The sequence below is a fragment of the Tolypothrix tenuis PCC 7101 genome (assembly GCF_963874875.1).
GTDB classification, from domain to species: domain Bacteria; phylum Cyanobacteriota; class Cyanobacteriia; order Cyanobacteriales; family Nostocaceae; genus Aulosira; species Aulosira tenue.
In genome coordinates this window covers 255,020-268,260 of the sequence record NZ_CAWNJS010000002.1, presented here as the reverse complement: position 1 = coordinate 268,260, position 13,241 = coordinate 255,020, and the positions used below count along the sequence as shown (strand labels likewise).

Here is a 13,241-nt window from a genome sequence, read left to right as displayed (position 1 = left end):
CCACAAAAGGATAGTTATATGCAGCTAAAAGATAAAATTGAGAATATTTTTCCCCTCACACCTCTACAAAAAGGACTATTATTCCATTCCCTTTACGAACCAGAATCTGGCGTTTACTTCGAGCAATTTCACTGTCGGTTAGAAGGTAAAGTTTCTGTAATTGCAGTGCGTCAAGCATGGCAAACCCTAGTAGATAGACATCCAATTTTAAGAACTGCTATTGTTACCAAAGGGCAAACCGAACCCGTACAAATTGTCTTTCGGAATCTGGTATTTAATATCGCCGAACAAGATTGGCGTGGACTGAGTAACTCAGCCCAAAAAAACTACCTTGCTGAATTTCTTGAAGCCGATAAAAAACAAGGATTTATTTTAAATCGTCCCCCATTGATGCGGGTAACATTAATTCGGCTAGGGGAAGAATCCTGGCATTTAGTCTGGAGTCATCACCATATAATTTTAGATGGTTGGTCATGGCCAATTCTCCTACGTGAATTCTTAATGTTGCACAAAGCAGCTAAAGAAAATATCGAGATCTATTTACCAAATGTCCGTCCTTATGGTGATTTTATTGCTTGGTTAAAACAGAAAAATCCCCAAGATGGTGAAGCATTTTGGCGGGAATATATGGCGGGATTTGCTAGTGCTAGTCCCCTATTAATGATGTCTAAAACCAACCATAGTAGTGCTTTTGTCAGCGGAGAAATTAAACAGCTACTATCGCCAGAAGTTACCGCATTATTACAAAAATTAGCCCAAAATTGTAGCGTTACCCTCAATACAGTTATTCAAGGGGCTTGGGCAATATTAATTAACCGTTATAGCCGCAATCAAGACATAGTTTATGGGATTACAGTAGCCGGAAGACCTCCAGAATTACTAGGGGTAGAAGGCATGATTGGCCCCTTTATTAATACTTTACCATTTCGTGTCATCATTTTTGGTACAGAAACCCTTGATTCTTGGTTGCAAAACCTGCAATCCCGCGCCGCTTTCATCCGTCAATTTGAAGATTCTAGCCTGTCAGATATTCAAGGCTGGAGTGATGTTCCTCGCGGACAACCAATGTTTGAAAGTTTGCTAGCTTTTGAAAACTTTCCCGTTGATAAATCTTTAAAAGCTGCAGATTTTGGCTTGAATGTTCCCGAATCTTTCTTTTTTGAAACTACCCATTATCCTTTAACTTTGGTAGTAGTTCCTGGGGATGGGCTATCTCTGAAATTAAGTTACAATACATCTCGCTTTGATGCAGTAACTATGGAATTACTGCTTGAGCAATTTGGGAATTTGCTGATTAATATGGCAAATAACCCTCAAGCGCCTTTACAGTCTTTATCTTTACTTCCTCCTGGTTATCGCTTACCAAAACCAAAACCGCAGCCATTAGGACGTAAAGAAACTCTCAGAGAGATATTTGCCGAAGTTGTCAGCAAATATCCAGAACAAATTGCGCTCACTTTTGAACAAGAAAATTTTACATATCAAGAATTAGATGAAAACTCTAATCGTATCGCCCGATATTTACAAAAGCAAGGTATTACTACAGATAAACGAGTGGTAATTTGTCTGGAACGTTCTCCAGAATTAATTATTGCTATGCTGGGTGTTGTCAAGGCGGGTGGTGTGTATGTGCCCATCGATCCAGCTTATCCCCGTGAAAGAATTGAATTTACTATTTCTGACTGTGAAGCCGAATTAATTCTCACCACAACAGCTATTAGTTCTCAGCTTCCAGAATCGAGCCACAAAATATGTTTAGATGCAGCAGACGCGCCTTATTTAAATGAAAGCACCGAAGCTTTAACAATAGAAAATCTTGACCCAGATTTTGGGGCTTATATTATCTATACATCTGGTTCCACAGGTAAACCCAAAGGTGTATTAGTTACCCAACATAACGTTACTCGTCTATTTCGCAGTACCCAACACTGGTTTGCATTTAATCAGCAGGATGTTTGGACATTTTTCCATTCCTTCGCCTTTGATTTTTCTGTTTGGGAAATTTGGGGTGCGTTACTTTATGGCGGAAGGTTAGTTATCGTTCCTTATTGCGTTAGCCGTGACCCGCAAACTTTCCTACAATTACTGCAAGATGAAAAAGTCACGGTTCTCAATCAAACTCCTTCAGCTTTTGCACAATTACTAGCCTGTAGAGACATTAACTGTAACTTTTCTCGTTTACGTTACATTATCTTTGGCGGCGAAGCTTTAAATCTCCCCAGTTTGCGTCCTTGGTTTGAACGTTATGGGGAACAGCAAACCCGCTTGGTGAATATGTACGGAATTACAGAAACTACCGTCCATGTCACCTATAGACCAATTAATCAAGAAGATATAGACAACCCATCTGGTAGTTTAATTGGTCAACCCATCCCTGATTTACAACTATATATCCTCGATGCTGATGGAAATCCTCTCCCCACCGGGGTAATTGGGGAAATGTATGTTGGTGGCGCAGGGGTGGCGCGTGGTTATCTCAACCGACCGGAATTAACCGCAGAAAGGTTTGTGCAAGATTATTTTGCAGATATCACCGCCAAATCAGCATCACGTTTATATCGTACTGGTGATTTAGGTCGCTTTCTTCCTAACGGCGATTTGGAATATCTCGGACGCATAGATGACCAAGTAAAAATTCGTGGCTTCCGCATTGAAATTGGTGAAATTGAAACGGCGATTTCTCAGGTTCCCCAAGTTCAGGAAGCAATAGTTTTAGTAGATGTTGATACAGAAACCCATCAAAAGCGGTTGATTGCTTATATAGTTTGTACCCCTGGTCAGCAACCGACAATTGAAACTCTGCGAAATTATTTGCAACAGCAACTACCTGATTACATGGTACCTTCGCAAATTGTTTATTTAGATAAATTTCCCCTCACTCCTAATGGTAAACTAGATAAAAAAGCCTTACCTAAACCAGAAATTCAAAGAGAAAATCTCGAAGTTGCCTTTGTTCCTTCCGCGACAGAAACTGAGGAGATTTTAGCTAAGATTTGGCAACAAGTTTTAGAGGTAAATCAGGTAGGTAGATTTGATAATTATTTTGTGTTAGGTGGCGATTCCATCCGCAGTATTCGCGTGGTTTCCCTCGCCCAAGCCCAGGGATTAAACTTAAAATTAGAGCAGATTTTTGCTCATCCTGTGCTATCAGATTTAGCAGAGTTTTTAACAACAGCCACAGCCACAGATAATCATCATCTTGATACCCAACCTTTCGCCTTAATTGCTCCCCAAGATAGAGAAAAATTACCAGATGGAGCTGAGGATGCTTATCCTGTAGGACAACTACAAGCCGGAATGTTATTTCATGGTGAATATTCGGAAGCTTCCACAACTTACCATGATGTTTTTAGTTTTCGGATTCGTATACCTTTTGACTTAGCGATTTGGGAAGCTGCTTATAAGCAAATGTTCGCCAGACATCGGGTTTTAAGAACAGCATTTTATTTAGCAGAATTTACTCAGCCAATTCAGGTAATTCTTAAAGAAGTCCCCAGCCAAATTATTTTTGCTGATTTAACTGCTTTATCAGCAGCAGCACAGGATGATTATATCCAAGAATTTATTATTAAAGAGCGGGCAAATCGCTTTGATTATAAACAAGCGCCATTGATACGTTTTCATATTCATCTGCTGGATGAAAACGTTATACAAGCCAGTTTTACTTTACACCATGCTATCATGGATGGATGGAGTTTAGCCAACTTCTTATCAGAATTAACAGGCTTATATCTCCATCTAATGAATAGGGGTGTACCTGCACTTCCCCCAGCACCAACTTTAGAATATTCTCGCTTTATCGCTTTAGAACAGCAGGCTTTAGCTGATGTCAAACAGCGAGAATTTTGGCAAAATCAACTAGCAGAAATTCCCTTGACTCAACTTCCGCGCTGGCCGGGTGTGGTTTTTTCAGGGTCAAGAATGGGTAAATTTGATATTATTTTACCTGTCAATATTTCTCAAGCTGTAAAAACCTTAGCCAAGCAGTTAGGCGTACCTTTAAAAACATTATTTCTAGCGGTTCATCTGCAAGTTATTAGTTTTTATTCGGGAGAAACAGAAATTGTCACAGGTTTGGTAAGTAATGGTAGACCCACAGAAACTGATAGCGATCGCGTTTTAGGTCTATTCTTAAATACAATACCGTTACGCTTATCATTACAGCGCGGTTCTTGGGTTGACTTAATTAAACAAACTTGGCAAGCTGAACAAGAATTAATGCCTTATCGTCGCTTTCCTTTGGCAGAAATTCAGCGTTTACATCGATCGCAAAGTCTCTATGAAACATCATTTAATTTTGTCCATTTCCACGTTTATCAAGGCTTGCTAAATTGGCGAGATGTGGAGTTAATTAAAGCCGAATCTTTGGATGAATCGAGTATTCCTTTGGCTGTAACTTGGAATGAAGAAGTCGGTGGGGAACATATTTCTTTTAATATCACATACGACCGCCAAGAATTTGCAGAGGCGCAAATCTTCAATATTGGTAATTACTATCAAAATAGTATCAATGCTTTAATTGCTAATCCTCACGGAGAAATGGGGATTTCACTTTTCTCAATTCCAGGGAAACAAAGGGAAAATTACCCATTACCAGTTACCCCAGTACATGAAATTGTAGCTCAACAAGCAGCAGCCAATCCGGAAGCGATCGCAATTATTTGTGAGGGAGAAAGTTGGACATATAGCCAACTCAATCACAAGGCGAATCAACTAGCAAGATTCTTACTTGAATTAGGTATTAGTGCAGAACAACCTGTAGGTATTTGTTTAGAACGTTCCTTTGACATGGTTTGTGCTATGTTGGCGGTTCTCAAAGCAGGTGGTTGTTATGTCCCCATTGACCCCCATTACCCAATGGCGCGGATTCAGTCGATGTTAGCAGATGCACAAATTCAGCTACTGTTATCTCGTTCTGATTTAGAAATTTTCTCTGATTTCGTCGGTGATAATTGTCAAATTATCTGTGTTGATATTTATCAAGAAAAAATTGCAGTTCAATCTGTTGCAGATTTAGAAATTGCTGTTTTAAATGAGAATATTGCATATATTATCTTCACTTCTGGTTCCACAGGAAGACCAAAAGGAATTACCATTTCCCATCAGGCTTTAGCAGATCATCAAGCTTGGTTTTTAGCAACCTTTGGCGTAACTTCTCACGATGTCGTCTTGCAAAAAACACCATTTAGCTTTGATGCGTCGGTGTGGGAATTTTGGACTCCTTTGATGGTGGGTGCTAAATTGGTAATGGCACAACCGGGAGGTCATCAAGACCCGGCGTATTTGGTCAATACTATTCAACAAGAAAAAGTGACTCTGCTACAATTGGTGCCGAGTCTATTAGAAATGCTGTTAGGTGAACCGGGATTTGCTGAATGTTCATCTCTGCGATTAGTTTTTAGTGGTGGTGAAGCACTGAAAAAACGGGTTTGGGATGAGTTTGCACAACTTTTAGCGATTCCTTTGGTGAATCTTTACGGCCCGGCGGAAACAACAATTGATGTAGCATTTCATAAATGCCAACTAAATGAAATTACTGATACAATTCCCATCGGTCAACCAGTCAATCATGCAGATTTATATATCCTAAATTCCCTGATGCAACCTGTACCCATTGGCACGCCGGGAGAGTTATATATTGCTGGTTGTCAATTAGCTAGGGGATACGCCTATGCACCGGGAATCACCGCCGAACGCTTTATACCAGACCCCTTTGCAGAAAATCTTGGTAGTCGGATGTATCGCACAGGCGATCGCGCGCGTTATTTACCTGATGGTAGAATCGAGTTCCTGGGACGTGTCGATCAACAGGTGAAAATCCGAGGTTTCCGCATCGAAACTGGGGAAATTGTCGCCGCTTTAGAACAACCTGCTTGGGTAGTTCGCGCTGTCACGAAAGCTATTGCAATTACCGATAAACCCCAAAGACTAGTTGCATATTTACAACTGCAAACACCTCCCGCAAATTGGCAAACATTATTGCGATCGCATTTATCGGAGTTACTCCCCGATTATATGATGCCTTCGCTGTTTGTTAGTCTTGATGTTTGGCCTTTGCTACCCAATGGCAAAATTAATCTCAACGCTTTACCAATTCCTGATGAAGAAAATATTGTTACCCATCAGCAATATATCGCCCCACGCACGGAAATTGAACAGATACTAACTCAACTTTGGCAGCAAGTATTACAAGTATCCCAAGTGGGAATTGCTGATAACTTTTTTGAATTAGGTGGAGACTCAATTCTCGCTTTACAAATTATTGCCAAAGCGCGGGATGCTGGTTTTTATTTTACGCCTCAAGATTTGTTTAAAAATCCCCAAATTGAGGCGTTAGCAGCACAGGTAAAAACATCAAATAAAATTCCCAATGCTTTAACTTTGCCTGTAGGTAGCGAAATCCCCCTGACTCCTATTCAAAAATGGTTCTTCAACCAGAATTTACCCCATCCAGAACATTGGAATCAGGCAATACTTTTAGATATTAAATCAGAAATTAATGCCAACCAATGTGAAACTGCTTTAGATGATCTTGCCAAAATTCACCCAGCTTTCCGCCTGCGCTTCCAGCAAACTGCAACTGGCTGGATACAAAAGTTAGACGATGATAGACGAGTTTTAAACTTTGATATTGTTGACTTTACTGCTGTTCCGGCAACAGAATTATCAGCCCAACTGCAAACCACAGCCAGCCAATTTCAAGCTCAACTAAATTTAGCTATCGGGCCTCTGTTCCGCGCCGTCTATTTCCAAACTGATGCCAATACCGCCGATAAGCTATTACTAATTATTCATCACCTCATCGTTGACGGTATTTCCTGGCGCGTCATTTTACAAGATTTAGCTACAGCTTGTAATGCTTTAGAACAACAACAAGAAATTTCCTTAGCTACTCATAGCATCGGCTTCCCACAGTGGACTCAACACCTACATCATCTAACAGAAAATTCTACCTGGGAAGAAGAAGTTAATTTCTGGAAACAGCAATATATTGATAATACGCAACTTCCTTTAGACTTCCCCGATAACATCGCCAACAACACAGAAATTTCTGCTAGTCAAATTGAGTGCAATTTCAGCCAAGAAGAAACTGCAAGCCTGTTGTATGAATTACCCCGCACCCACAAAGTCAGAATTCAAGAAGTTCTTTTGACTGCTTTACTATCAGCAGTCACAGAATGGACAGGAGAATCTAACATCTTAATTGCCTTAGAAAGTCACGGTAGAGAAAGCGATTTGACCGCAATTGATATTTCTGATGCTGTCGGCTGGTTTACATCTCTCTTCCCCATAAAATTAGAAAATAAAGGCGATATTTTCGCGAACTTAGCCAGCGTTAAAGAACAGTTGCGGAACTTACCCAATAATGGCTTTGCATACGGTATTCTGGCACAAAACCCAGAATTTGCCTTTACTTTAGCACCAATTCCTGAAGGTATCCTATTTAATTATTTGGGACAGTTTGATGAAAATATTTCCCCAACTGCACCCTTTAACCCGGCGACTGAAGATGTAGGACTATCCCGACATCCAGAAAATCGGCGTGCTTTTCAACTAGAAATTACTAGTTTAATTGCTAACGGAAAATTACAAATGCGGTTTGGTTTTAGCAAAGCCTTACATCGAGAAGCAACGATACATCATTTAGCAGATAGTTTCGCCAAGCATTTGCAGCTACTATTAGCAACTAGCCGCCAGCAAGCATATAGTTTTACCCCCGCAGATTTTCCCCTAGCTACAATCAATGCAGAACAATTAACTATAGCTTTAGCCGGAAATATCGATGTCGAAGATATTTATCCTCTGTCCCCTGTGCAAGAGGGAATACTTTTCCATAGCAATTACGAATCAGACAAAGATGTTTACCTACAACAGGTGAGTGGAGAAATAGCAGGAATTCTCGATATCGAAACTTTTAAAAATGCTTGGGAAGCTTGTATTAACCGCCATCAAAGTTTACGCGCTTCCTTTGTTTGGCAAGATTTATCCCGACCATTACAGCGCATTCACCGCCATGTGAATTTACCTTTTGTTTATGCAGATTGGCGTGAGTTCAATGCTGAAGAAATAGCCGAAAAATGGTCATTATTAGTCACAACAGACCGACAGCAAAAAATATCACCAGAAACAGCGCCACTGATGCGGATGACTTTAGTGAGAACCGAAACAGAAAAATGGCGTTTCTTATGGACTCACCATCATTTGTTGTTAGATGGCTGGTCATTACCGCTAGTTTTTCAAGATGCGATCGCATTTTACCAAGCTAATACCCAACCTCCAACTTTACCCCAACCGCCGATTTACCGCGATTTTATCGCTTGGTTACAAAAACAAGATTCTGGTTCCGCTACATCTTTCTGGCGAGAAGAATTAAGCGGTGTTCGGGAAGCTACAGTGTTAGGTATAAAAAACAACTCGAGCGAAGATTATCAAACCTTACAAACTGCCATCCCCCAAGAAATTTACAGCCAACTCAAAACCTTTGCCCAAAAACAGCAAGTCACATTAAGCACCTTAATACAAGCGGCTTGGGGTATTTTGTTGAGTCGATATAGCGGTAGCGAGGAAGTAATTTTTGGTGTCACCGTGTCGGGACGCGCCACTGAATTATCCGGCTTTGCAGAAATGGTAGGTTTATTTATTAATACCCTACCCTTACGCCTGAAATTAGATGCAGACACACCTTTTGGACAATGGTTAAACTCACTACGCGATCGCTTATCGCAAATTAATCAATATGCTTTCACTCGCTTAGTCGATATTCAAGCCTGGAGTGACATTCCCAGGGGAGAACCGTTATTTGCATCAATTGTGGTATACGAAAATTACCCAGTCTCCGAAACTCTGCGTAATCAGCCAGGGGAATTGGCGATTCATTCTGTAGAATCTCTAGAGAAAAACCATTACCCCATAAGCCTTTATGCCTTACCAGGAGAGGACTTAACGCTGAAAATTGCGTTTGGGCAGGATATCGGCAGCAAGGAAGAAAGGCAACAAATACTACAATATCTCACTCAGATATTGACCAGTATTGCCACAGCAAATCCCCAATTTATCGGTGACATTGGCTTATTGTCTGCACAGGAAATTACCAATTTACCCCAGCCAATCACCCATTCCCAACTACCGATTACACCCATACATCAATTATTCAGCCAACAAGCCGCTCAAACTCCTGATGCGATCGCAATTTTTCCTGACCTCACCTATGCAGATATAGAACGCCAATCGAACCAAGTCGCCCATGCACTATTACAACTAGGCGTAACAAGGGAAACTTTGGTAGCGGTATGTTTAGAACGTCATGCAGGTTTGCCCGTCGCCCTGTTAGGTATTATGAAAGCAGGTGCAGCATACTTACCACTAGATCCTACCTTCCCCCGCGATCGCCTTTCTTGGATGCTGGCAGACAGTGGAGTAACGGCGATTATTACAGAAGCTAAAATTGCTACACAAATACCAGATTCATCAGCAAAAGTTTTGTTGTTAGATGATCTATCTTCCCAACCAGATACAGCGCCGCCTGCGGTTGTGGGTAACAATCATTTAGCCTATGTTATCTATACTTCCGGTTCCACTGGCAAACCCAAGGGAGTACAAATTCACCATGAATCTGTAGTCAATTTCCTCCTCAGTTTCCAAGCCAAACTCAACCTGACATCTACGGATACTTTAGTAGCAGTAACTACAATCTCCTTTGACATTGCCGGCTTAGAGTTATTCTTACCTTTAATTACTGGTGCTAAATTAGTCATCGCTGACAAAGAAACCACCAAAGATGGCTTTAAGCTAGCTCAACTCTTGCAAATATCCCAAGCCACCATCATGCAAGCCACCCCCAGCACTTGGCGATTACTGTTAACCGCAGGTTGGGAACCACAGGATAATTTCTGCATTCTCTGCGGTGGGGAAGCCATACCCGTTGAGTTAGCAGCTACTCTTCTCAACTCTCAGGTGGAACTGTGGAATGTTTACGGGCCGACAGAAACCACAATTTGGTCTACCGTTAAGCAAATTCAGCAACCAGAAGATGCGCTTTCTATCGGTCGGGCAATTGATAACACCTCAATTTATATTTTAGATAAGGCTGGTAATCCCGTTCCCCAAGGGATTGTCGGTGAATTATTCATTGGCGGAATTGGATTAGCAAGGGGTTATCGCCAAAAACCAGATTTAACCGCAGATAGATTTGTCCCCAACCCTTTTGCTACAAACCCAGGTGAGAGATTATATCGTACCGATGATTTAGCGCGCTGGCTAGGAAATGGTGAAATTGAATTTTTGGGACGCAGCGATTACCAAGTGAAAATCCGTGGTTATCGCATCGAATTAGGCGAAATTGAAACCATTTTAGAAACCCATCCAGCGATCGCGCAAGCTATTGTCCAAGCCATTGATGATACTGTCGGTAAAACACTAGTTGCCTATTTAGTTGTGAAATCAGGAATCGCAGCACCTACTGAAGAAAATCTGCGATCGCATATCTTAGCAAAGCTACCCGATTATATGTTACCTGCCGCTTGGGTATTTCTTGATGCCATGCCATTAACACCGAATAATAAAGTTGATCGGCGTGCTTTACCATTACCAAATAAATCAGATTATCGCCAAGAATATCTAGCACCAAGAAATCCCATTGAAGAGGCATTAACCTATATTTGGCAAGAAATTCTCCCAGTTGAGAAAGTCGGAGTCACAGACAACTTTTTCCAACTCGGCGGACATTCTCTGTTAGTGGCTCAAGTTCATGCACGTATCAGAAAAGTCTTCTTAATTGATTTGGAATTACGCGAACTTTTTGACACAGTAACAATTGAAAGAATGGCACAACTTCTATTAGTAAAAGAACCGGAATCAGGACGTACTGAAAAAATCGCCAAAGCCTTTTTACGCCTAAAACATATGACGCCAGAAGAAAAAATCAAGCTTCTAGAAGCCAAGCGAAAACTTAATTAACAGTTTAGCTAAAAAATAGGAAGGTAGAGAATTCTCAGTAACGATATCACGAGCTAAGCATAACTCCCAAATCATCAGCGGCATTAAATCACTATATACAGTAATGTATTAAGTACATGGCGAAATGGTGCATGAGAAATTTCCCGTTCTCTTTTTTCTGTTTCCTTGGAGAATATGTCTTCAAATAGCCTCTATTCTTGGTCGCTTAATCCTTCAAATGGACCTCCTATGCTGCCATACAACTTAGCGTCATCAACAGCAGACTATCATAATTAGGGATATTAGTGGTATTGGTTTTTGGTTGGAAACTCGTTCTAGATCTACTTGTGTGTACACCATAGCCTTGATAAGGATGGGGGAAGGGGGTGAGGTTTAATACCCACTCAGCATTCCCCGTTTTTTCGCAGTATGTTCAGCAAAACGGAAAATTAATAATCCCACAGCAAAATATATTCCTCCATTGATAAAAGCTATAATCAATTTTGAAAAATTTAAACTTTCACCTCTTGCCATCAAATCCCGCAGCAATTCTGCGCCGGGAGTCATGGGAAGTAATTGCCCTAAAATGTATAGTGGTGACCTCCAATTTTCAATGGGAGTTGCGATTAAAAATAGCAATGCAAATTGAAATATCGTTAACATTTGTTGAACACGCTTAAATAATAAAGCGATGGAACCAATAGTAAAAGCAATGCCATAAGCTCCCATTAAGACAGTAGCTAGTGGTAAAAGTAAAGATAGAGGAAAACTGAGGCGGATTCCTGTCAGGATAATAATAATAATTAAAATACTAATCATGATAAATATCTGAATAATTAAGTTAGCGAATGTTCGCATTAAAAATACTTTAATTGCACTATAACGAGAAAGAAAAATTTGTTCTAAAGTACCCGTTTGCGCTTCATACTGTAATTCTCCAGCGATGTTTATCTGAATAAACGATACTAAAGTCCAAAGGACATAACCGATAACTATAGAATCGAGGCGCTCACCAAATTGAAAGCTTGATCCAGCAATATAACGAGCACTTAAAAAAAGTCCATAAAAGAAAGTAGTAAAAATAAAAATTCCTACTATTGCTTCAAAGGGGTAACGGTGAAAAACAATCCAACTCCGCCGCAATTCTGCTAGAAATAATTCAAGCATTGATATTATTACCTTCTCTGATTAATTTTAAAAATATTTGCGTCAAATCAGCTTCTGCTTTTTCTATACGATGCAGTGGTATAGGATTGAGAATTTCTAAAACTTTATAGAGGAATTCCGGATGTTCGACATAAATAATATTACTTTCTACAACCTTAGCACCAATGGTTTCTAAAACTTCAATACGTCTTGCATCTATTGCAGTTTCTGTTTCAATTTTGTAAGATGAGCCAGAAAATTTGCGAATTAATTGTTGAGTTGGTAATTGAGTTGAAATTTCACCTTTTTGAATAATGGCAATTCTATCTGATAACTCTTCCGCTATTGTTAATTGATGAGTTGTCAACAGAATAGCACAACCATTGGCAACAATTTCTCGCACTAAAACTTTGACATTTTCTGTTGCTTCAACGTCAAGTCCTAAAGTTGGTTCATCTAGTAATAAAAGTTGGGGTTGATGAATCAATGCCACAGCAAATGCTACCTTCTGCTGCATTCCCCGTGAAAGTTGCTGGACTGGAGTTAGGCGTTTGTGCATTAATCCAAATCTTTCTAACAGCTCCATTCCCGACCGCCGTGCTTGTTGTCGGGTCAATCCTTTGAGTACTCCAAAATATTCCAGATTCTCTTCAGGAGTCAATCGCCAATATAAGTTACGATTTCCTTCCAGCACTGCACCTAGATTTTGTAGTGCTGCTGAATTGCGATGAGGATCGCTGCCGGCAATTTTGACTGAACCTCTATCTGGGTGAATTAGTCCGGCAATCATTTTAATCGTCGTTGTTTTACCAGCACCATTGGGTCCAAGAAAAGCTAGTACTTCTTTAGGATGAATGGCAAGGGAAACATTTTTAACCGCTTCAATAATTTGATTGTTTTGACGGTAAGTTTTTTTGAGGTTGTAAGCTTCCAGTACGTACATCAGGAACCAGAAATGTTGAATATTGATATAAAACTTAGTCAATAGTGGTCGTTTGGGTGATGCTTGTCGTGCTGCGGGTGGAGTTAAACGCGCAGTTGATGAGATTTGGCGATATGTGTATGTAAATAAATCTTTACAACCATTATAATCTCTCTCTGAGATAATTATTTGATGAACAAGACGAATTTTTTGCTACTACTTTTACCTACTTCCAGTT

Annotated in this window: 3 protein-coding genes; 1 reads left to right on the top strand and 2 read right to left on the bottom strand. The window is 40.3% G+C overall.

Annotated elements, in window-relative coordinates:
- The first annotated feature begins 18 nt into the window (after positions 1 to 18).
- Positions 19 to 10,956: a non-ribosomal peptide synthetase gene (locus tag AACU25_RS35260; protein WP_096584907.1), complete on the top strand. Its 10,938-nt coding sequence runs from the start codon at positions 19 to 21 to the stop codon at positions 10,954 to 10,956.
- Between the two features lie 372 nt (positions 10,957 to 11,328).
- On the opposite strand, the gene AACU25_RS35255 is transcribed toward AACU25_RS35260, so the two are convergent.
- Together AACU25_RS35255 and AACU25_RS35250 are read right to left on the bottom strand one after the other, a co-directional pair.
- The gene (locus tag AACU25_RS35255) at positions 11,329 to 12,102 is read right to left on the bottom strand and encodes an ABC transporter permease (protein WP_096584905.1); all 774 of its coding nucleotides are present in this window, start codon (positions 12,100 to 12,102) and stop codon (positions 11,329 to 11,331) included.
- Positions 12,095 to 13,024 carry an ABC transporter ATP-binding protein gene (locus tag AACU25_RS35250; protein ID WP_096584902.1) on the bottom strand — a complete coding sequence of 310 codons (930 nt, stop codon included), beginning with the start codon at positions 13,022 to 13,024 and terminating at the stop codon, positions 12,095 to 12,097. Before AACU25_RS35250 ends, AACU25_RS35255 begins: the two co-directional genes overlap by 8 nt.
- Positions 13,025 to 13,241: the final 217 nt, after the last annotated feature.